The organism is Streptomyces laurentii (assembly GCF_040635425.1).
GTDB classification, from domain to species: Bacteria; Actinomycetota; Actinomycetes; order Streptomycetales; family Streptomycetaceae; genus Streptomyces; species Streptomyces laurentii.
This window is the reverse complement of record NZ_JBEYHT010000054.1, coordinates 1-21,036: the sequence shown is the minus strand read 5'-3', so window position 1 is coordinate 21,036 and position 21,036 is coordinate 1. Positions and strand designations below refer to the sequence as shown.

Genomic DNA, 21,036 nt, shown 5'->3' with positions numbered 1-21,036 from the left:
GGGACTGGGGGGTTCACCCCTTGCGGGTCTGCTGCTCCGTTTCCTTCTTGGCGAACCCGCGAGTCCGAGTTCGCACACGTTCTTTGACTACGGACAGTGTCCGCGCTCTTCGGCGAGCGGCAAGTAAATCTTCGCTTGTCGCCCCCCCCGCTTGGCGGGGCGGCGCGAGGCGGCCGGAGGAGCCTTATGTGCCGTTTCGGTGACGACACTTCGAGGCAGCCCCGGCTACTCCTATACTTCTACGCGTGTGTAGATTTCGCTAGTGGTGATCTTCACGCGCCCGTTCTCATGTATGCCCGCATGCCTGTAACGGGGCGTGGAGTCCTACCTGTTGGCGGACTGCGTGTTGGTTGCTTGTTCTTCTGGGAGGGACTGTTCCATGGCTTCGATCGATCTCGACAAGGTGCTGGACAAGGCGTGGGCGGACAAGAGTGTGGCGGAGGTCCTGGCGGCTCCCGTGGACGCGCTCAAGGGCGTCAGTGAGCGGCAGGGGGCGCTGCTGAACGAGGCGTTCGGGATCAAGACCGTCGCCGACCTGGCCGACCTGAAGTTCGCCCGCTGGGCCCAGGCGCTCGCTGCGCTGGACGCCGCGAAGTAGTAACCCGCGCCGCTGGCGCGCCTCTTTCGCCCCGGCGGCGGACCGCCGGGGCGACTGCCTTTGTGAACCATGGCTGAAGGGGTGAGCGCCACGACGGTGTTCAAGTGACTGCTCGGCTCGATGGAGGTCGGTGGCCCGGCCGTGGACTCGGTCCTTGACCCCGCGGGCGTCACCCCCGGTGGCAGCCTGACCGGCGAGGTCCGCCTGACCGGAGGGCGCGCGGACTTCGGCATCGAGCACATCACGCTCGAACTCGTCGCCCGCGTCGAGGCCGAGACCGAGCACGGAGAGCACGACGGCACCATCGCCTTCGAACGCTTCACCATCGGCGGCGACTTCCGCCTCCATGAGGGCGAGAATCGCAGCGTGCCCTTCACGGTCGCTCTGCCGTGGGAGACCCCGATCATCGAGCTGTACGGACAGCCGCTGGGCATCGTGCTCGGGGTGCGGGCCGTGCTCGGAGTGCGGGCCGAGCTCGGAGTGGCGGGTGCCGGGGACAAGGGCGATCTCGATGCCCTGGCCGTGCGCCCGCTGTCCGTTCCGGCCGAAGTGTCCGACCTCTACCGCGGTGTGGATCCCGGCCCCGGGCCCGGAAGGCGCATCCGCCCAGCGCGCGGGTGCGCCTCACCCGCCCATGCGCAGGCGGGAGCTGTGCTCTTCGGCTACGAGTCGAGCGCGGCATGGAGGATGAAGAACAGCGTCACGGCCGAGTTGGCCGACGACAGGGCCGACACCGTCATCCCGGCGGTCGCAGTCCACATGGCAAGGCCCAATGTCGTGAACACCGACAGCCAGTTCCTGGCGACAGGAGCCGGGCCCAGCAGGGCCGCCACCCGGCGCGGCACCGGCCCGGCGGCGAAGTGCGCCAAGGACGCGACGGGAGCTCCCCTGGAAATCAGGGCAGCCCTGCCCACTGCCAGAGCGACGGTGCGGCGGTCGACGGTCCGGACCGCCGCCTCCTCGTCCGCCCACCGCTCCGTGGTAAACCCCACCGCTGTCCGCAACGGACGCAGGAACGGGTTCGCCCGCGCCGCGAACTGCACCGCCAGGAGAAACCGGTGGTGTCGGCAGGACAGATGAGCCCGCTCGTGGGCGAACAGCGCCCGCCTCTCACCCGGGGTAAGTCCGGACAGCATGCCGGTACTGACCACGACCTGCCCCCCGTCTGGCCGGCCGGGCAGCGCGTACGCGTAGGGAACCTCATCGGGCAGCACCGCAACCGACCTGCCGGCCAGCCCCGCCACAGCACGTGTGGCCTGTTTGCGCACCCGGTAGTGCCGCCACCCCGCCGCCAGGCACGACACCAGCACGGACAGCAGAGCGGGGATCGCCGCCCGCCCGGCGACCTCGTCGTACGGGACCGCCTCGCGGACCTCCGGATCCGACCAGCCGTCCGGCAGCGGATTGCCCGGCAACTGCGCGGTCCCCACGACCATCAGCAGAGCCAGGCACAGCGTGCTGCACACCGCGAGCAGCGCGGCCGTCCACGTCAGCAGCCAGGTGGCCGTCCGCGGGTGGAGCCGGTGCTCGGGCAGCCGGGCAATAGGCCAGGCGGTCAACGGCAGCACCAGCGGCAGGAAGACGAAAACCCCCATGCCGTCAGCCTTCACCCGTTTCGGCCGCCTGCGCCAGCAGATCCCGCAACAGTTGCTCGTCCCCCGGCGACAGCGCCGTCACGAAGCTCGCCAGAACGGCCTGCCGGTCCGACTCCGCGTCCAGCACCTTGCGCATCCGCAGCGCCGCCAGCCCCGATTCGTCCGCGACAGCCGTCCACGCGAACGAACGTCCCACTCGCTCCCTCGCCACAGCGCCCTTGGCGTGCAACCGCGTCAGGATCGTCATCACCGTTGTATAGGTGATCCCGCCACCGATGCGCTCCTGCACACAGCCGGCTGTGACCGGACCTGCCTCCTGCACCAGGGCGGCCAGCACGCGAGCCTCCAGCTCGCCCTGGCCTCGACGGCGGGACGCCTGCCCGGCACCGCCGTTTACGTAGTCTCTCGCCGTCGTCAACCTCCTGTTCACAACAAGCGCATCGTACTGACCGCAACCTCTTCTGCAGTGGCGTGGATTCACGGCGCCGGGCGCCAATCCCGGCCAAGCCGGCGAGAGGGACCGCGCGACAGGCATCAGTGAGATCCCGTCATCCTGGCGCTCCGGGCCCGGGATCTCCCCGAACTCGCCCGCCCCCAGAAAAGTCGGCGGCCATACCCTCGGAAGCGAGGTCACGCACCAGAGCTCACAAGCCCCGGCATCCCACCTCGCGGGCCACCGATGGGGCGCACCCGAACTGGATCGGCGGCGTCTTGGCCGCCGCCGGAGCGAACACCGCCACGCGGGCGCCGCCATGCCTGTACTCCGCCCGGCCGCTCCCGGCTCCGCCCTCGGACCCGCCCCTCGCCGTCGATGCGGCCCCGCCATGGGGCTGCGACGGGGAGCGGGTCGCACGCAAGGTCTGCGCCAAGAGCGGCACTGTGACGCCCGGCGAGTGTGCCCTCGCCGAATTTCTCAACTCCCCACCCCTGCTGGTAACTTCTACAGAACTGTAGAAGTCGGGGCGCCTCGGGCGCCTGCTGGTCAGGGCCCCTTTGCGCTGTCCACAGCGAATCGGCCCCCCTTCATCGAGAGGAACGTCCATGAGTGACACCCTGTACCCGGGTGACGAAATCGGTCTCGGCCAATCCCTGCAGGGCGGCGCCTACATCCTGACGCTGCAGAGCGATGGGAACCTGGTGCTCTCCGAGCCGACCGGCGTCGTGTGGGCGACCGACACCCACGAGCAGGGAGTCCAGCGAGCCGTACTCCAGCACGACGGCAACTTCGTGCTCTACACCGACGACGGACCCGTGTGGGCCACCGATACCGACGGCAGTGATGTCAGCCACCTCGTCGTACAGGCTGACCGCAATGTGGTGCTGTACGCCAGCGACGGCAGTGCACTGTGGGCCTCGGACACCAACACCGACACACCCGTCTACGTAGAGGAACCGCCCGCTGCGTCTGCCGATGAAGAGGTATCGGTGTTCATGCCGGAGCCGCGCACGTACGCCGTGGAACCCGGCGACACCCTGTGGGACATCGCCGAACGCTTCTACGGCGACGGGAACCGTTACCACGACATCGCTGCTGCCAGCGGCATCGACAACCCGGATCTGGTGGACGTCGGCCAGGTGCTGACTATTCCCTGACCTGATCGCGGCAGCGGCTGCGCACACCGAGACCGTCGCCCCGGTGCCGCGCGGGGTGCTCCACCGGGACGAGGCGGCCTCCGCCCTCATGCAGCTGCTCGCGAAGCCCGAAACTGTCACGGCCGCGGCCTGCGGGAACGCCGATCCGACAGGCCGTCCGTCCTTGGCCTGCCCCGGTCCGTGCGAGCCGGGCGCGGTGCCGGGCATTCGTCGGCCTTCCGGCCCGGATGCGGCGGGGCCCGTGCCTGCGTGCTCCGCGTCCGGACAGTCACCCGCCGCTCGGGTCGTTGCCGGCCCCATTCTCCGTGCGGGACTGGTCCCTTGACACCTCAGCGCCTTTTTGGCTTCTGCGGCCCTCGGTCATAGTCGGCGCCATGGACTATGACGTGGACGTAGTGGTGGCCGGAGGCGGCCCGGTCGGACTGATGCTGGCCTGCGAGCTCCGGCTCGGAGGCGCGCGGGTGGCCGTCCTGGAGCGCCTCACCGAAGTGAACCCGACGATCAAGGGCGGGGCGATCACCACGCCCAGCGCCGAGGCGCTCTACCGCAGGGGCATGCTGCCCGCCCTGGCCGAGCTGCAGCGGCAGGCGACGGACCGCTTCCAGGCATTCGTGCGCGAGCGGAACGGCGGGGACGGAGGCGGGGCCGCGGGCCAAGGGCTCGGCATCGTCGGGCACTTCGCCGGAATCATGCTGCGCGCCGACCTGGTCGACCATACGGAACCGGGCCTCGGCGACGCCGGACCCGCCGCCGAGGTCGCCTTCGTGGCGCAGCAGGACATCGAGCGGCTGCTCGGCGGGAGGGCGGACGAGCTCGGCGTCGACGTGCGCCGGGGGGTGGAGCTGACCGGCTTCACCGCGGACGACGGGGCCGTCACCGTGCGGACCAGCCACGGGACCTTACGTGCCGGCTGGCTCGTCGGCTGTGACGGTGGCCGCAGTGCGGTCCGCAAGCTCGCGGGGTTCGAATTTCCCGGTACGGACCCGGAGATCACCTGTCACCAGGCGGTCGTGGAGATGACCGGCGCCGAGGACCTGAAGATCGGCTGGACCGCCACGGACACCGGGGTGTACGCCTACGGGCCGATGCCGGGCCGCGTCGTCACCGTGGAGTTCGACGGCCCGCCGGCCGACCGGGACGCTCCGGTCACCGCCGAGGACCTCCAGGCTCGGCTGCGCCGCGTATCCGGCGTGGACGTCACGATCACCGGGGTGCTGACCGCGACCCGCTTCACCGACCACGCCCGCCAGGTCACCGAGTACCGCAAGGGCCGGGTTCTGCTGGCCGGCGACGCGGCGCACGTGCACTCCGCGTTCGGGAGTCAGGGTCTGAGCCTGGGTATCGGGGACGCGATGAACCTCGGCTGGAAGCTCGCCGCGGTGATCGGCGGCCGGGCGCCGCAAGGGCTGCTGGACACGTACACCTCCGAACGGCACCCGGTCGGTGCGTGGGTCCTGGACTGGACCCGCTCCCAGGTCGCGGCCATGCGCCCGGACCCGCAGTCCCGGGCCCTGCGCGGGATCGTCAGCGACCTGGCGGGGACGGTGGTGGGCACCACGTACCTCACCGCGCGGCTCAACGGTGGCGGGGTGCGGTACGGACTGCCGGGCGAGCACCCTCTGACCGGCCGCAGCGTCCCGGACCTCGAACTCACCGACGGCAGCCGCCTCGCGGACCACCTCCACGGCGGCCGGGCGCTCCTGCTCGACCTCACCGACGACCCGGAGCTCCGGGCCCTCGCCGCGGGGTATGCGGGCCGCGTCGACACCCTGACGGCCGGCTGCCCGGACCGCCCGGACCTGGCGGCGGTCCTCGTCCGGCCGGACGGCTTCACGGCCTGGGCGGCCGACGCGGGGGCGCCGATGTCGACGGCCGGGCTGGCGGAGGCGCTGGACGAGTGGTTCGGCGTGCCAGAGGGTGCGGTGACGCCGGGCTGATCCGCCGCTCCGATGACCGACTCGAACCACGAGCCGACCCCACCCACAGCCACCGCACCCACCCGGTGCAGCGGCCGCACGCAGTCTCGGGGGCCCGGCGGAACCACCCGGCCACCAGAGGTCGAAGCGGGGCAACTCGGCGGCCGCATACGGAGCTTGTCCAAGGTCTCGGTCCTGGGAGTGTCCTTCGGCGTGCCGCTCACTGCGGGCGGCGCGCACGACGGCCGCGCGCCCGCGGGATTCGTCGCCGCGCTCGTCGGCGTGGCGCTGCTCGGCGGCGACCGGCTCGTGGTGTCGGACGAAGCGGACAAGGCCCTGGCCGCGCCCCGTTCCCCCTCCTCGTGGCCAGGCGGACAGACGGGGTCGGGACTCGTCGGCCGAAGGTGACCGCACAGTTCGTCGTCGCGGTCGACCTGGACCCCGACTCCGGCCGCGTACGAGGTCGGGGTCAGGGGCCAGTGTGACGACGGTGTCCGAGAGTGGCGGCTCCGGCCCTCTTGTCAGCGACCGCACCCCTCCCTACCTTTTGTGCAGCGAGTCCCCGGCCGAGTGGGTTCACCACTCCCGGGGCCGGCTTCTGCCTACCCCCCAGCGCACGACCGACCAAGGAGGCACCCCATGCCCGTAGCCGTGCAGGATCTTCCGAGAACCGACGGATTCCGCGACGCGGGTCCGCTGGAGATCGACGACGACGCGATCGCGTTCGAGGACGACGACCGCGCCGACCGTGAGCACACGGCGTGTCTCGCCGACCCCTGGGTGACCGCCACCACCCGCTTCGCCTGCGACCTGAACTCGTAGCGGTGGCCGTCTCCATCGCCGGCCGCAGCGGTTGGTCGGACGACACGTGGGTCTACCAGAACGATCCGCGGATGCCGGCGATGGAACACGGCTGGAAACTGCATGTCTCGGCGCGTGCCGGAGACCTCGACGATGTGATCCGGCTCGTCGCGGCGGTGTTGTCCCGGCACGTCTGCCACGCGAAGTTCGCCCGCGATCCGGAGATCCTGCACCGCCTCAACTCCGGTGTGGTGAGCGCCGGAGCCGTCGGCAAGGCGATCACCGTCTACCCTCCGCCCGGCACCGTGGTCGAGGTCGCCCGGGAACTCGCCGCCGCGCTCCGCGACCGGGAGGGCCCACGGATCGTCAGCGACCGGCGGGTCGACCCGAGGGCCCCGGTCTACTACCGCTACGGCCCCTTCACGGGCGACTACCGGACCGGCCGGAGCGGGCGGATCGAATCCGTCATGACCGGGCCGGACGGCCGGATCTTCGACGGCTTGGCCGTCGGCCGCTACCGGTGCCCGCCCTGGGCCGAGGACCCCTTCACGACCGGCCCCGGACACCGGGACGAGCCGTCCGCGCCAGGTCTCGGCGGTGGACGCTACGCGGTCACGGCCGGCATCACCCGCGCCCCCGGAGGCAATGTCTACCGCGCGGTCGACCGCGCGGTCGGGCAGTCGGTGGTCGTCAAACAGGCGAGGGCCTACGTGGGCGAGGACGCGTCCGGTGCGGACGCCCGCCACCGGCTCCGCAACGAGCACGCGGTCCTCACCGCGCTCGACGGCGTCACGGGCGTGCCCTACGTACGGGACTACTTCGCCCACCGGTCGGACGAGTACCTGGTGACGAGCAGCTGCGGCGACCGGGACCTGCGCAAGGAGGTCCTGCGGAATGGGCCTTTCCGAGACGACGACCCCCGGCAGGCGGGCGCCCTGTCCGCCCTCGCCACCCGGCTCGTGCGGGTACTGGACGCGATCCACGACCGGGGCGTGGTCGTCCGCGATCTCAAGCCCGACAACGTCGTGCTCGACGCCTCCGGCCCCGGCCACTGCCATGTGATCGACTTCGGGATCAGCGAGCGAGACGGCGTCGGCCCGGGAGGCGCGACCCCCGGATACAGCGAGCCGGTGCTGCGCGCGACGGGCCCGGCCACCCCCGCCGACGACCACTACGCCCTCGGCGCCAGTCTCTTCTTCGCCGCCACCGGCCTGGACCCGGTGATCGTCGACTCCGACCACGAGGTCAACCGGGACCGGACCCTGGCCTGCCTGGAATGGGCCCTGCCCGGGCGCGCCCACCGGGGGATCCGGTCGTCGATCGCCGGCCTCCTGAGCTTCGACCCGACCGTACGGAATGCCGCCGCCGACCGCCTGCGCACCGGTGCGGCGGCCACCACGGTGCCCGGGCCCGTACTCCGGCCCGCGCGTCCCCGGATCGACAGCGACCTGCTGGACGAGATCGTCGAGCACACGGTCGCGTACTGCGTGCGGGAAGCACACGCGATCATGGACCCGGTCCGGGCCGCGCGGCTGAACGTCCCGACGCCGATCGACGTGTACGGCGGGAGCGCGGGGCTCGGACTGGAACTCCTTCATCACGCGGACCGGCCTCGGGTGCGGGCGACCGTCGCCGCGTTGGCGCGGTGGACGGCGGAACAGTCCAGGAACCTGCCACCCGGCTTCTACACCGGACGCACCGGCGTCGAACTCTTCCTCGCGGAGGCGGGGTGGGACGCGGGACCGGACGCGGATACGAGAACGGGCCTGGACGCGGATACGGACACGGGCCCGGACGCCGGCTTCGGCTACCCCGTCCTGCCGGACCGCGCACCGGACGGCGGCCCGCCGGAGGCGGACCTGATCGCGGGCGCCGCCGGAATCGGCCTCGGCCGGCTGCTGCTCGCCCGCCACGCCCTCCGGTCCGGTCACCCGCACGCCGCGGACCGGCACCTCGCCGTCGCCGCCGACTGCGACCGGATGCTGGCGTCGGGAACCGCCCGACTCACCCCGACCGGCGGGGAATCGGCCGGCGACGCCGCGCTCCGTGAGGGCATCGCGCACGGCGAGGCGGGTGTCGTCTGCTTCCTGCTGGAGTACGGCGGGGCGGTCGGGGACCCGGACGCGATCAGCCGCTCCGGGAAGGCCGTCGCCCGGCTGGCCGCCGTGACACCGGGCATCATCGCGGCGGCCTCCGCGCCGGGGGCGACGCGTCGCTACGGCTCGTGGTGCCGTGGCCTGGCCGGGATCGGATCCGTACTCGTCCGGGCCGGCGGCCTCCTGGACGAGCCTGGGTATCTTGACCTCGGCCTGCGGGCCGCGCGCGCCTGCGCCGCGCTGGCGCCCCGGATGCCGCTGGTCACCCAGTGCTGCGGCCTGGCCGGGGTGGGCGAGTTGATGGTGGACGCGGCGGAGGCGACCTCGGCCGAGGAGTTCCGGGCCGCCGCCGAGACCGTCGCCCTGCTCATCCTGAGCCGCAGCGGCGGCCCGTGGTCCCGGCCCGTGTTCCCGGACCCCGGTCTCGCCCGGCCGAGTGCCACGTGGGCCGGCGGTTCCGCGGGTGTGCTGGCCTTCTTTCGGCGACTGCGCGACCAGGGCGGCCCGCGACTGGGTCTCCCCTCCTGACCGCTTCTGACCGCTTCCTGAGCCGGAACGCCCGCCGCGGCGCCGGCGCGGTCGGCCGCGTGGGCACCGTTCCCGGCTCCGAACGCGGCGCCGGGGACGGCGTGTTGGCGGACGCGGGCAGCCGCCCGGCACTGGTTCAGGCGTCGACGCGCGGCGCGTGCTCCTCAGGCCGGGGCGCGGGGAGCGGTCGTACGGGGGAGGCGGGACGGCGGAGCAGGTCGGGCAGGACGGTGGCCAGTCCGGTCAGGGCCAGGGCGGCACCGAGCCACAGCGGGGCACGCAGACCCCACCGGCCGATCAGGGCGGCGCCGACCGAGGAGCCGATGATGACGCCGAGTGTGATGAACGAGGAGTGGACCGTGTTGACCAGCGGCCCGGGGTTGCCCGCGCGCTGGACGCGGGTCGCCATCGCCGGGTTCATGGTGACGCCGACCAGGCCGATGCCCATCAGGCAGGCCACCGCCGGGCCGGGAAGGTCGGTGAAGAGGGCGAAGCCGGTGAGGAAGACCGCGTTGAGGGCGAGTCCGGCGGTGAGGACCACCGCTGTGTGGCGGTCGGCGAGCCGGCCGACGACGGTGTTGCCCACGAGGGTGGCGGCGCCGTAGGCGATGAGCAGGAGGGGCACGGTGCCGGTCGAGAAGCCGGTGACCTCGGTGAGGATCGGGTTGACGTAGCTGAAGGCGGAGAACGTGGCGCCGATGACGAGGGTGCTCGTGGACAGCGTCAGCCACAGCCGGGGTTTGCGGAAGACGACCAGTTCGCGGCGGAAGCCGACGCCCGCCTCGGGGCGTGCGGTGCGCGGGATGCCGAAGGCCGTGGCCGGCGCGGCGATCACGGTGATCAGGTTGATGGTCCAGAAGGCGGCGCGCCAGCCGAAGCGGTCGCCGATCAGGGTGGACATCGGCAGTCCGAGCAAGGTGCCCAGCATGAGGCCGTTCATCGCCACGGCGATGGCGCGGCCGCGCACCTCGGGGCGGGTGAGCGTGGCGCACAGCGAGACGGCCACGCCGAAGAAGGCCTGGGAGGCGATGCCCGTGACGATACGCGCGGCCATCATCGTGGCGTATCCGGTCGCGGTGGCGGCCAGCACGTTGCCCGCCAGGAACACCGCGAACAGCACCATCAGGGCCGTACGCGGCGAGAATCTCATCAACGCGACGGTCAGGAACGGCCCACCCGCCGACATCGCGACGGCGAACGCGCTGATGAGATAGCCGACTTGACCGACAGTCACGTTCAGTCCGTCGGCCATCTGCGGCATCAGTCCGGCGACCACGAACTCGCTGGTCACCATGGCGAAGATGCCGAGCGCCAGGACGTATACGGCACGGGGCACGGTCGGTCTCCTTGTAAAGGAACGCGTCGCCGGCCGGGGACGGGCCGGCGACGCTGTCGGATAGTTTTGGATCGATCAGTTCAAAAAGTGGGCATGCGGATGCATCGCGCGATGCGGGCGCGGAGCGCGGGGGAGTCGGACGAGAGGGAAGGAGGAGAGGGCGGGGGAGCGGGTCAGCGCGTCAGCGCGTCCAGCGTGACCTCGGCGATCGATTCCAGCGTGGCCCGGTCGGCGCCGCCCTGCCCGGACACGCGCATGCCGCCGATGGCCGCGTTGACGAACCGTGCCAGCGCCCCGGCCTCCCGGGGCGAGGTGATGCTGCCGTCGCGGCGACCTTCCTCGATCACCGCGCGCAGGGCCGCCAGCCGGCGGGCCGTGTCCCGCTCCAGCAGGCTCGCGGCCATCGGGTCCCGGCCGGCCAGCTCGACCGTGGTGTTCACGGTCAGGCAGCCCATACTGCGTCCGCCCGTCCGGTGTTCGGTCTCGGCGTCCACGATCACGGCGAGCAGGGCGCGCAACCGGTCCGCCCCGCTGAGCCGGCTGTCCCCCAGGATCACCAGCTGGGTGGCCGTCGTCGTGTCGATGTAGTGGGTCAACGCGCGCGCGAACAGATCGTGCTTGCTCTTGAAGGTGTTGTAGATGCTGCTGCGCCCCAGTCCGGTGGCGTCGCACAGGTCCTGGGTGGAGGTGGCCTCGTAGCCCTTCTCCCAGAACGTGCGCATCGCCGCGCCCAGGGCGCGCTCCTCGTCGAACATCCTCGGTCGCGCCATGGCCTCACCCTAGATGTTTTGGATCGCTCGTTACAATATCTCGCGTCAGGGTGCGGACGGGGATGGGAGCGGGGACGGCATGGGGACCTCCGCGCCGGGGGAGGAGATCATCCGCAGAGACTCCGGTACGGCGTCCCGCAGGGCCCGGGTGAGCGCGGCGACCGCCGGGTGGGCGCCGGCGCCGCCACGGAACGCGACCCGGGTCCTGCGCCGGACCGGAAGAGCCGTCAGACGCACCCCCGCGGGCGGGTCCGCCGCCCCCAACTGGGGTACGACCGCGATGCCGTGGCCCGCCGCCACGAACGCCAGCACCGTCGCGAACTCGTCCACCTGGTGCCGTACCCGCGGCACGAACCCCGCGGCCCGGCACATCTGCTCGGTCGCCGCCCGGCACAGCGTGTCCGGCGCCGCCATGATCCACGGCACGCTCCGGTGCGGCGCGAGCAACTCCAGGCCGCCAGAGCCGACCGCCGCGTCATCGACGTCGCCCCCGTCGCCGGGGCAGGCCAGGTACATCGCCTCCTCGCACAGCGGCACGGCGGCGAGCCCCGGCTCCGGCGGCGCCGGCACCAGGTCGTAGTCGTGGACGAGGGCCACATCCAGGTCCCCCGCGCGCAACGCGTGCGCCACTCCGGCCGGATCCATCTCGCTCACCATCGGCTCCAGCGCCGGAAACCGGGCCGCGAGCAGCACGAGCGCCTCCGGCACGAGCGCCCGCGTCGCCGTCGGGAAGGCCCCGATCCGCAGCGGCCCCGCCGGGCCGTGCCGCGCCTCGGCGAGTTCGGCCTCCGCCTGTTCGAGACGCTCCAGGACCGCCTCCGCGTGACGGACGAGATTCCGCCCGGCCGGCGTCAGCCGTACCCCGCGCCCGAAACGTTCCAGAAGCGCCACTCCCGCCTCCCGCTCCAGAGTGCCGAGCTGCTGCGACACCGCCGACGGAGTGAACGCCAGGGCCTCGGCCACGGCGGCGATGGTTCCGCGCAGGGCCAGTTCGCGCAGCAGCCGCAGACGTCGTACATCAAGCATCAGCTCAGCTTACGCTTCCCGTCGAAAATGCGAACTGGACCTGGAGGGTGCCGCGCCCGCAGGCTCGACGGCATGGCACAGGACTTCCTCCCGTACGGGATCCACGTACCCCTCGTCACCCCCTTCGCCCCCGACGGGCGCCCCGACCTCGACGCGCTGGCGGGACTCGCGCACACCGCCCTCGACGACGGCGCCGCCGGACTCGTCGCGCTCGGCACCACCGGCGAGACCGCCGCCCTCGACCCCGACGAACGGCGGGCCGTCGTCGACACGTGCGCCCGGGTCTGCCGGGAACGCGACGCCCAGCTCGTCGTCGGCGCAGGCCACGGCGCCACGGCCGCGGCGGCCCGGGAACTCGCCGCCCTGGCCCGCGTACCGGAGATCCGAGCGGCCCTGGTGACCGTCCCCGCGTTCGTCCGCCCGGCCCGGGACGGCGTGATCGCCCACTTCACGCGGCTCGCCGCCGACAGCCCCGTACCGCTGATCGTCTACCACATCCCGTACCGCACCGGGCTTCCGGTCGACGCCGCCACCCTGCGCGCCCTCGGCCGGATCCCCGGCGTCGTCGGCGTCAAGCACGCCGTCGGCGGCGTCGACCAGGACACCGTCGACCTCCTCGGCGACCTGCCGCCCGGCTTCGCCGTCCTGGCCGGCGACGACGTGTTCACCTCGCCGCTGCTCGCGCTCGGCGCGGCCGGTGGGATCCTCGCCTCCGCCCACCTGGCCACCGGCCGGTTCGTCGAACTCGTCGACGCCTGGCGTACCGGCGACGTACCCCGTGCCCGCACCCTCGGCCATCACCTGGCGCGCCTGTCGGCCCGCCTGTTCGCCGAGCCGAACCCGACCGTGATCAAGGGCGTCCTCCACGCCCAGGGGCGGATCCCCACGCCGGACGTCCGGCTGCCGCACGTCGCCGCGTCGGAGGAGTCGGTGACGGGGGCGCTGAAGGAACTGGCCGCCGTGGAGCAGGCGCTACGGGAGGAAGCCGTCCGCTGAGGCCCGTGTCGCGGGGGTACGGGCGAGCGCGCCCGAGGCCCCTTGGCGCGGCCCGGACGCTCCGCACGGAAAACCGGTTGTCCCGCCGTCCGGACGACGGATACCGTTCGCGGCGTGACGAGCCCCGAGTCGGAGAGAATCCAGCCGCCGGTCACCCGGCGGCGGAGCCCGAGCTGAGCCGGAACCGCCAGGTTCCCGGCCGGCTCCGCCACGCGTGACCACAGACGCGTCCCGGATCCGAACGGGCACCTGCGCGCGATGCGGCGCGCGGCCCACGGATCCATCTGGTCCGCACTCTCGTCACCGGAGCCGACACCCGTGCCCTTCTTCGTCCATGTCCTGGGTCTCGCCGTCTTCGCCCAGGGCACCTCCGAGTTCATGCTCTCCGGACTGGTCCCCGGCCTCGCCCGCGACCTGTCCGTGTCCCCTTCGACCGCCGCCGGTCTGACCTCGGCGTACGCGATCGGAATGATCGTCGGCGCACCGCTCATGGCGGTGCTCGGAGCGCGCGGACGCCCGCGCCCCGCACTGGCCGGATTCCTGACGGCCTTCGTCGTCGTCCACGTCGTCGGGGCGCTGACGACGGACGTCGCCGTCCTGTACGCGACCCGGGTCGCCGCCGCGATGGCGAACGCCGGATTCCTCGCGGTGGCCCTGCCCTATGCGGCCGCCCTGGCCGGCCCGGCGCGGCAGGCCCGCGCGACCGCCGTCCTCCTGTCAGGCGTCACCCTGGCCTGCGTCGTCGGCGTCCCGGCGGGCGCGGCGCTGGGCGAACACCTCGGCTGGCGCTGGGTGTTCCGGGCCGTTGCCGCCCTGTGCCTGCCGGCGCTCGCCCTGCTCCTGCGCCCGGCCCGCGCCACCTTCGCCGACCGGGAAGGCGACCCCGTGCCCGGAGCCGGGGAAGTGCCGGCCACCCCACCGCCCGCTGCCTCATCCGGCGACGGCTCGCGTCCAGCCCACCACGTTCTCAGGAACGAACTGAGGACCCTCCGCTCGCGGCCGCTGCGGGCCGCCCTCGTCTCCGGCGCCCTTGTCAACGGCGCCACCTTCGCCGGCTTCGCGTTCCTGGCCCTCGTCGCCACCGACGTCACCCGCCTACCGTCCGGCATCGTCCCCGCGCTGCTCGCGACCTTCGGACTGGGGGCGTTCGCCGGCGTCACCCTCGCGGGCCGCACCACCCTCAGAGTGCCCCTCGCTCTCGGTGTCCTCGTCGCCGCGTGGACCTTGTTCGCCCTGGTCGCGGCGCACCCCGTGGCCCTGTTCGTCCTCGCGGCCGTCCAGGGCACACTGTCCTTCGCGCTCGGCACGACACTCGTCAACCGCGTGCTGCGACTCGCGACCGAAGCACCGTCCCTCTCGGGCGCCTTCGCAACGGTGTCGCTCAACATCGGAGCATTCGCCGGCCCGTTGCTGGCGGCCGCCGTGACCGCCAATGCGGGCGACCCACGTGGCGCTTTGTGGACCAGCGTGGTGCTGTCGGCGCTGGCGGCGGCGCTGACCGGCCGTGCGTACGTCACCGGGGCGCGCGCCAGGTGGGAGGGAGCGTCCGGCGGGCGGGAGTAGCGAATCGCCGGAGATACGCCGTCTTCCGTCCGGCCCGCCGACTGGGCGGCGTACCGAGGGCCTGCTGTTCGGTCGCGAACGCGGTCACGGTCACGTCCGCTCCGTACAGCAGGCCTCAGGGTTCAGCGGTGCATCGCGGCCTGGGAGTCCAGGGCCGCGAGGCCCGTGTTCACAACGGCGACGATTCCGAACACCAGGGCCCACGTGGGGCGTTCGACCGCCCACAGGGCGGCCACCGCGGCGCCGAACACCAGCGCCTTCACCGCGAGGACACCGGCCAGGGGCAGCGTGAACGTCGCCTTGGGGGAGGCGAACAACCCCCACACGACAGCCGCCGCCACGGGTGCCGCGATGGCGAGAACCAGCCGTAGCGCGATGCTCTCCGCACTGTGCCAGCCCCACCAGGCAAGGCACGCGAGTGCCGCGAGCTCCAAAAGGAACGCGATGCCCTCGTTGAGCACATGCAGAGGGGCCGGGAGTCTCATGCCGGCCATTCTGCATCACAAGATCATTCGAAGGTGAGGGGGCAGCGGGTCGGACTTCCGACCTCGACACTCCAACAGGAGGAGACCACGCGTGCCTCCGTCGCGGAGTCCTCCACGGCGATGGGGTGCTCGTCAGCCGAGGAGCACCCCAGCAGTCCTGCCCGCAGTCCCGTCGCCAGGGCTACCGTCGCCCGGGGCCGTCTAGAGATCGGTCAGCTCATCCGCGTAGACCGTGGACAACGGCTGCGGCCCCACGTACTGCTGACAGTTGCACTGCCCGGCCTCGAACCGCAGCGGCTTCTTGTTCTCGTCCCAGGCGACCGGGATCTCCACCCGCTCGTGGCACCGGCCCTGCTTGTCGTGCTTGGCCAGATGATGCGTGCATCCGCACACCGGCTCGGGCGTCCGGTTCGAGGCGTCCAGCGCCAGCCGCTCCTGGCGGTGGGCCTCCAGCATCTCCATCTTGCGCTCGTGCCGGTTCCTCAGTGCCGTACGGACGTTGTCCGCGGCCCAGGCGAACCCGCCGGTCCAGAACAGGACAAGCGGTATCCAAACCCAGTTCCCCATCAGAGGTCCCTCTCCCCGTACGCTTATGTGCTTTTCGAGCAGGATAGTGACGGCCTCTGGAGCCGAGCGGCAGGTGACCGGCAGGATGACGGCATGAAGCACCGTTTCACCGGCATCCCCGACCCCGCCGAGTCCCCGGGAACGGCCACCACCGGGAGCGTCGCCGTCGTCATCGACGTGATGCGCGCGTTCACGGTCGCCGCCTGGGCCTTCGCGCGCGGCGCCGAACGGATCGTCCTGGCCGGGACCGATCGGTCCGCCCTGGAATGGAAGGAAGCGCATCCCGACTGGCTCGCGCTGAAAGACGGTGCCCCGGCCCCCGGATTCGACCTCGTGAACTCGCCCGGACTCGTCCGCTCCGCCGACCTGACCGGTCGCACCCTCATCCAGCGGACGACGGCCGGTACGCGCGGCGCACTTGCGGTCGCCGGCGCCCCGCTCGTCCTGTGCGCGAGTTTCGTGGTGGCCGGCGCGACGGCCCGCCTGCTGCGCGCCGAAGGAGGCACCCGGCCGGTGACCTTCGTGGTCACCGGCGACGACGGCCAGGCGGAGGAGGATCTGGCCTGCGCTCAGTACATCAGCCGCCGCGCCCTCGCCGGCCCGGTGGGCGGCGACGCGGAACCCGGCGAGATCGAGCACGCGGAGCCGTATCTCCACCGCGCCCGCACCTCCCGCGGGGCCGCCCGACTCGCCGACGGCGTGCGGCGCGGGCATCGGGGCATCCACCAGGACGACGCCGCCCTCTGCCTGGAGCTGGACCGATTCCCGTACGCGATGGTGGCACGACAAGAGGACACCATGACGGTCCTGCGCCCGGTGCACCCCGCGGACACGGCGGACTCGACGCATACCTGAGAGCGGTGGCGCGGTGAAGCGGTGACACGGGTCCGGCCGGGTCGATGTGATCGACCCGGCCGGACCCGTGGAGCGGTGCGCGGGGAAGCTACTCGTTCACCGTGATCGCCTGCACGGGACAGGCCCGCACCGCCTCCCGCACGAGCGGCCCGACCGGCCCGTCCTCGCGCCCCGGCAGGACCATGCTGAAGCCGTCCTCGTCCTGCGTGAACACCTCGGGGGCGACCAGCGCGCACTGGCCCGCGCCGATACACACACCCGTGTCGACGGAAATACGCATCCGGCAGCTTCCTCTCACCAAGCGACGGGGAGCTTGAGCATCCCCTGGATCGTGTCCCCCGGCTTGAAAGGGATCTCCTCGGCCGGCGCGGCCAGCCGCAGCCCCGGCAGCCTGCGCAGCAGCGCCCCCAGCGCGATCTCCAGTTCCATCCGCGCCAGGTTCTGCCCCAGACACTGATGGATGCCGAACCCGAACGCCAGATGGTGGCGGGCGGAACGCGACCAATCCAGCGAGTCCGGATCCGCGAACACCGAGCCGTCCCGGTTGATCACCGACGTCGAGAACACCACGCCCTCGCCCGCCCGGATCACGACGTCCCCGACCTCGATGTCCTCCCGGGCCACCCGCACCATCCCGTCCGCGATCGACAGGAAGCGCAGCAGCTCCTCCACGGCCGCGGGCAGCAGCGACGGATCGGCCCGCAGCTCCGCCAGCCGCTCGGGCTGCCGCAGCAAGGTGAACGTGCCCAGCGAGATCATGTTCGCCGTGGTCTCGTGCCCCGCGACCAGCAGTATCAGGGCCAGCTGGATCAGCTCGTCGCGGTCGGGCCGGCCCTCCTCGCGCTGCCGGGTCATCAGATCGTCGATGACGCCCTCACCCGGCTTCGTCTGCTTGCCGTCGATCAGTTCGCCGAGATAGCCCTCGAGACGGAGCCGCGCGGCCTCTATGTCCGCGGCCTTGGGGCCACGGAGCAAGCGCCGCGACTGCTCCTCGAAGAACTCGTGATCCTCGTACGGGACGCCCAGCAGCTCACAGATCACCATGGACGGCACCGGCAGCGCGAACGCGCTCACCAGCTCCGCCGACGACCCTGCGGCCTCCAGCTCGCCCAGCAGCCGCTCGACGATCGCCTCGATCCGCGGACGCAGGCCCTCGGCCCGGCGTAGCGTGAAACTCGGGATCAGCATGCGCCGTTGCACGTTGTGCTCCGGGTCGTCCCAGCCCAGCAGCGCCGCTCTGCGCCGCCGTGCCGCGGCTTCGGCCCGCTCGGCCAGCAGCGGGAACCCCTCCTGTGTGGAATCGGTGGACAGCCGCTGGTCGGCGAGCAGGGCGCGTGCGGCCTGGTGCCCGGTGACGACCCACACCTCACGCCCGTTCCACAGGGTCACCCGCGACAGCGGGCGCTCCTCGCGCAACGTGTCGTAGGCGGCCGGCGGGTGGTAGGGGCAGGTTCGACTCTGGGGAAAAGCCACGGCTTCGGTCATGGGGACCTCGCAGAAGGCGATCGTCGGTCTTGGTCGTGGTGCCGTCCCCACTACATGCCCCAGGCATCTATCCGGTCTACACACACTTCGGCCAAACCGCCGAAACGAGTGGGTCCATCCAGCGGAAGGGAAGGGCCGGTCGGTCCACTCATCGGCGGACCGCCGGCGTTGATCGTGCCGCCAAGGGGCCCAGGACCGGCTCGCCCCCGCGCGAGGACTCTCGGGTGAGGGGGGTGAGGGGGGTGAGGGGGTGGGGCGGGTGTGGCGGCCTGAACGAATGTGCGTGTTTGCCGGCTTCGGGGAGGAAACGCATTCCGGGTCCGGCGTCCGGATCGGCGGTCTACTGTTACGGAATATGTCGTGCCGCCCCGTCAGGGGGCGCGTGAGGAGGCATCTTTCCGTGTCATCGCCTTGCGGTCCCGAACACGCTCCGACTGGTGATGTCGGCGCGGCCCTCATGATGATCGATTCCCGTCTCCGAGCCGTTCACGGCGGTAAGACGGAACCCGATCGTGAGCAGCAGAAGATGGTCGAACAGTTCGCCGCGTCTCTCGGCCCCGGGGGAATCGACGAACTCCTGGACGGCGCCTGCACGCTCATCTACATGTACATGAAATGGCTGCGGATGGCGTACGAAGATCACGACAAGGACGTCATCGAATACGTGGTGCCCAACCTCGTGGCGACGATGCGCATGATGACCATGAGTATTCCACGCGAGGTCATTCCGACCATGGCGGGCCTGGTCATCGCGGCGGGCACAGGCCTGAGTCCCAACCTGTGGCGGAAGCAGTACGGCTACTGGACCAAGGAGGAGATGACCCCCTTGGAAGCGACCGCTTTCCTGCTCGCGGAGCACATCAACAACATCACCGAGGACCCCGACTTCGCCACCCGGCTGATCGCCACGGCTCTGTCCGAGGCGTACGAGGACTGACCGGGGACGGAGTACGGGGAACGCGGCGCCGTGACACCCCTGCGGACCCGTGCCGGACGGCGTCGAGCCGCCCGGCACGGGTCCGCCACGAATGGTCAGATCATGAGCAGCAGCCTGGTGTTCGCGACGAGCTTCCGGTTCACGCTCGTGCTCTGGACGAAGACGGTGAAGTCGTCGTTGTGGTCCGGCTTGATGCGGACCTCCGCGTCCGGCAGGCCGAGCAGGGCCCGGGCCTCCGGGCCGGTGAACACCCGGTCCGTCTTCTTCTCCAGGACCGCGATCTGCTTGCGCGCCTGTATCTTCTCCGACTTGCTCAGCTGGTAGAACGCACCGCCCGTACGGTACGTGTGCCCGGATTCGATGACCCAGTCCCGGATCCCCGCGTCCCGCGTGACCGGGATCAGCTCGTACTCCGACGGCTTCGCCGGCGTGAGGCCCGCCGCCTTGATGGTGTCCTTGTTCACCGCGTCCCCGCCCGTGGAGAACACGGCCCGCGACCCCCGGATGCCCTGGGCGCGACCCACCATGAACTTCTCGGTGGCCGCCCGGATGACCTGCCCGGCCTCTTCGAGACCCTGGGTGCTCGTGGCGTCCCAGATGGCGATGTTGTCCTTCGGGAAACCGCACCGCATGGCCTCGCGCTTGCCCATTTGGTCGGGCACCAGGACGGCCAGCGTCCAGTTGTCCTCCTGGGTCTCGATCATCCCGGCGACGGCCTCGACCAGCTTCCGCGGATCCTTGGCGGGGGCGTCCGGGCCGCGGTGACTCGCGTTCTCCTGCCCGTCGGTGAGAACGAACGTCAGGAAACTGTGGTCACCGTACAGCTGAGCCGTCTGCGCCAGTTCCCGCTGCGACTTCAGTGTGGCCGCCAGAAGAGCCGTCATTCCGCCGACGCGGTACAACTGCTTCAGCGACGGCATCCGCAGGACGTCCTTGTCGTAGACGACGCATTCCACCTTGTCCGAGAAGACGTACACCGTCACTCGGGTTTCCTGATCGAGTTCTCCCGAACGCCGCGCCAGATAGGCGATCTGCTGATCGGCGACTTCGATGACCTTGCTCCGCAGGTGCGACATGGACGAACTGGCGTCCAGCACGAGAGCGACGTGATTGATGTAGTTCTGGTTCCCCGACATGAGAACTCCCCCTCATTCCGTTTCGACACCCCTACCGTCTCACCCACCACTGACAATCGACCTTGCCGCAGGGAACTGGGGGTTGGGATGGGGTGGGGATGGGGTGGGGACGGGGGAGTGTGTCAGGGGCGGGAGCACGAGGGCTATCCGGCGCAGTCGTGGCCGTCGCCGGGGAGATCCACGATGTTCAGCAGGGGATCTGCGCCCTCGGGAATCTCGAAGGTGAAGCCCGCTCCTGACGAGGTGACAGTGAGCGAGCACTGGTCGGCGAAAGTCAGGGCGGGGTTGGGTTGCCAGGGGCAGTCGGCTTGGCCCAGGGCGGACGTGACATCCGCGTACGAGACGAGCCCGGGGAACACGCCGGCCCCTCCGGCGACTGACGGCGGGAGCTCGACGGTGTCACGCCAGGTCTGGACGAAGACGAAGGCGACCCTGCGGCACTGACAGACACTCAGCTCGAGGTCTCCGTAGGCGAAGAGCCGCGGCCACTCTGCGTCATGGCCCAGCGTTCCGATGTCCCACGGCTCGCCGAGTGCCGCGGTCACCTCGTCCCAGTCGGTGCCGATGGACACCGGTCCCAGACGGCCCGTCTTCGCCATGGCGGTCAGGATGTCGAGAAGCTCCACGGGGCGCAGTCTGGCAGACGCCGCGGAGCCTGGTTACCACCAGTATTGGGGGTAGGTGGGGGTGGTGGGGTCGATTTTGGGGCGGAGGGTGGTGATGAGGGTGAGGGTGAGGGTGGAGAGGGTGAGG

At 71.4% G+C, this 21,036-nt stretch carries 21 protein-coding genes and 1 pseudogene; 11 read left to right on the top strand and 11 right to left on the bottom strand.

Annotated features, from left to right (window positions below):
• The first annotated feature begins 379 nt into the window (after window positions 1-379).
• Both ABZ693_RS27620 and ABZ693_RS27615 read left to right on the top strand, forming a co-directional pair.
• Window positions 380-598 carry a hypothetical protein gene (locus tag ABZ693_RS27620; RefSeq protein ID WP_359882526.1) on the top strand — a complete coding sequence of 73 codons (219 nt, stop codon included), beginning with the start codon at window positions 380-382 and terminating at the stop codon, window positions 596-598.
• A gap of 120 nt (window positions 599-718) precedes the next feature.
• Window positions 719-1,150 (top strand): annotated as a pseudogene (locus ABZ693_RS27615) (sporulation protein); the annotation flags it as partial.
• A 110-nt stretch (window positions 1,151-1,260) separates the two neighbouring features.
• Here the strand turns inward: ABZ693_RS27615 and ABZ693_RS27610 are convergent.
• Both ABZ693_RS27610 and ABZ693_RS27605 read right to left on the bottom strand, forming a co-directional pair.
• Window positions 1,261-2,193, bottom strand: coding sequence for a M56 family metallopeptidase (locus ABZ693_RS27610; RefSeq protein ID WP_359882523.1), 933 nt, complete (start codon window positions 2,191-2,193; stop codon window positions 1,261-1,263).
• Between the two features lie 4 nt (window positions 2,194-2,197).
• The gene (locus ABZ693_RS27605; RefSeq protein WP_359882603.1) at window positions 2,198-2,611 is read right to left on the bottom strand and encodes a BlaI/MecI/CopY family transcriptional regulator; all 414 of its coding nucleotides are present in this window, start codon (window positions 2,609-2,611) and stop codon (window positions 2,198-2,200) included.
• Between the two features lie 623 nt (window positions 2,612-3,234).
• On the opposite strand from ABZ693_RS27605, the gene ABZ693_RS27600 reads away from it, so the two are divergent.
• From ABZ693_RS27600 to lanL, 5 genes are all read left to right on the top strand, one after another.
• Entirely contained in the window at window positions 3,235-3,786 is a 552-nt protein-coding gene (locus ABZ693_RS27600; RefSeq protein WP_359882521.1) for a LysM peptidoglycan-binding domain-containing protein, read from the top strand.
• A gap of 374 nt (window positions 3,787-4,160) precedes the next feature.
• Entirely contained in the window at window positions 4,161-5,723 is a 1,563-nt protein-coding gene (locus ABZ693_RS27595; RefSeq protein WP_359882519.1) for an FAD-dependent monooxygenase, read from the top strand.
• A 156-nt stretch (window positions 5,724-5,879) separates the two neighbouring features.
• Window positions 5,880-6,110, top strand: coding sequence for a hypothetical protein (locus ABZ693_RS27590; protein WP_359882517.1), 231 nt, complete (start codon window positions 5,880-5,882; stop codon window positions 6,108-6,110).
• A gap of 231 nt (window positions 6,111-6,341) precedes the next feature.
• Complete coding sequence (locus tag ABZ693_RS27585; protein ID WP_359882514.1) at window positions 6,342-6,524, top strand: SflA family class IV lanthipeptide; 183 nt, start codon at window positions 6,342-6,344, stop codon at window positions 6,522-6,524.
• A 2-nt stretch (window positions 6,525-6,526) separates the two neighbouring features.
• Window positions 6,527-9,127: a class IV lanthionine synthetase LanL gene (lanL, locus tag ABZ693_RS27580; protein ID WP_359882512.1), complete on the top strand. Its 2,601-nt coding sequence runs from the start codon at window positions 6,527-6,529 to the stop codon at window positions 9,125-9,127.
• A 136-nt stretch (window positions 9,128-9,263) separates the two neighbouring features.
• Here lanL and ABZ693_RS27575 read toward each other — a convergent pair whose 3' ends face one another.
• The 3 genes from ABZ693_RS27575 to ABZ693_RS27565 form a co-directional block, all read right to left on the bottom strand.
• Window positions 9,264-10,463 (bottom strand): MFS transporter, encoded by a 1,200-nt coding sequence (locus ABZ693_RS27575; protein WP_359882509.1) that lies wholly within the window; start codon window positions 10,461-10,463, stop codon window positions 9,264-9,266.
• A gap of 173 nt (window positions 10,464-10,636) precedes the next feature.
• Window positions 10,637-11,233: a TetR/AcrR family transcriptional regulator gene (locus tag ABZ693_RS27570; protein WP_359882507.1), complete on the bottom strand. Its 597-nt coding sequence runs from the start codon at window positions 11,231-11,233 to the stop codon at window positions 10,637-10,639.
• A 45-nt stretch (window positions 11,234-11,278) separates the two neighbouring features.
• The gene (locus tag ABZ693_RS27565) at window positions 11,279-12,259 is read right to left on the bottom strand and encodes a LysR family transcriptional regulator (protein WP_359882504.1); all 981 of its coding nucleotides are present in this window, start codon (window positions 12,257-12,259) and stop codon (window positions 11,279-11,281) included.
• 72 nt (window positions 12,260-12,331) lie between these two features.
• Between ABZ693_RS27565 and ABZ693_RS27560 the strand changes: the two genes are divergently transcribed.
• Together ABZ693_RS27560 and ABZ693_RS27555 are read left to right on the top strand one after the other, a co-directional pair.
• Window positions 12,332-13,255, top strand: coding sequence for a dihydrodipicolinate synthase family protein (locus ABZ693_RS27560; RefSeq protein ID WP_359882501.1), 924 nt, complete (start codon window positions 12,332-12,334; stop codon window positions 13,253-13,255).
• Between the two features lie 318 nt (window positions 13,256-13,573).
• Window positions 13,574-14,818 carry an MFS transporter gene (locus tag ABZ693_RS27555; RefSeq protein WP_359882499.1) on the top strand — a complete coding sequence of 415 codons (1,245 nt, stop codon included), beginning with the start codon at window positions 13,574-13,576 and terminating at the stop codon, window positions 14,816-14,818.
• Between the two features lie 122 nt (window positions 14,819-14,940).
• On the opposite strand, the gene ABZ693_RS27550 is transcribed toward ABZ693_RS27555, so the two are convergent.
• Complete coding sequence (locus ABZ693_RS27550) at window positions 14,941-15,303, bottom strand: YrdB family protein (protein WP_359882496.1); 363 nt, start codon at window positions 15,301-15,303, stop codon at window positions 14,941-14,943.
• 201 nt (window positions 15,304-15,504) lie between these two features.
• Window positions 15,505-15,870 (bottom strand): hypothetical protein, encoded by a 366-nt coding sequence (locus ABZ693_RS27545; protein WP_359882494.1) that lies wholly within the window; start codon window positions 15,868-15,870, stop codon window positions 15,505-15,507.
• Between the two features lie 93 nt (window positions 15,871-15,963).
• On the opposite strand from ABZ693_RS27545, the gene ABZ693_RS27540 reads away from it, so the two are divergent.
• Window positions 15,964-16,725, top strand: a complete 762-nt coding sequence (locus ABZ693_RS27540; protein WP_359882493.1) for a 2-phosphosulfolactate phosphatase — start codon at window positions 15,964-15,966, stop codon at window positions 16,723-16,725.
• Window positions 16,726-16,813: 88 nt separating this feature from the next.
• Here ABZ693_RS27540 and ABZ693_RS27535 read toward each other — a convergent pair whose 3' ends face one another.
• Complete coding sequence (locus ABZ693_RS27535; RefSeq protein ID WP_359882490.1) at window positions 16,814-17,005, bottom strand: ferredoxin; 192 nt, start codon at window positions 17,003-17,005, stop codon at window positions 16,814-16,816.
• A gap of 14 nt (window positions 17,006-17,019) precedes the next feature.
• Complete coding sequence (locus ABZ693_RS27530; protein WP_359882488.1) at window positions 17,020-18,210, bottom strand: cytochrome P450; 1,191 nt, start codon at window positions 18,208-18,210, stop codon at window positions 17,020-17,022.
• Window positions 18,211-18,610: 400 nt separating this feature from the next.
• Here ABZ693_RS27530 and ABZ693_RS27525 point away from each other — a divergent pair, with 400 nt between their 5' ends.
• Window positions 18,611-19,147 carry a hypothetical protein gene (locus ABZ693_RS27525; RefSeq protein WP_359882485.1) on the top strand — a complete coding sequence of 179 codons (537 nt, stop codon included), beginning with the start codon at window positions 18,611-18,613 and terminating at the stop codon, window positions 19,145-19,147.
• Window positions 19,148-19,242: 95 nt separating this feature from the next.
• On the opposite strand, the gene ABZ693_RS27520 is transcribed toward ABZ693_RS27525, so the two are convergent.
• A complete protein-coding gene (locus ABZ693_RS27520; RefSeq protein WP_359882482.1) occupies window positions 19,243-20,283 on the bottom strand; it encodes a vWA domain-containing protein in 1,041 nt (346 codons plus the stop codon).
• 143 nt (window positions 20,284-20,426) lie between these two features.
• Window positions 20,427-20,909: a hypothetical protein gene (locus tag ABZ693_RS27515; RefSeq protein ID WP_359882480.1), complete on the bottom strand. Its 483-nt coding sequence runs from the start codon at window positions 20,907-20,909 to the stop codon at window positions 20,427-20,429.
• Window positions 20,910-21,036: the final 127 nt, after the last annotated feature.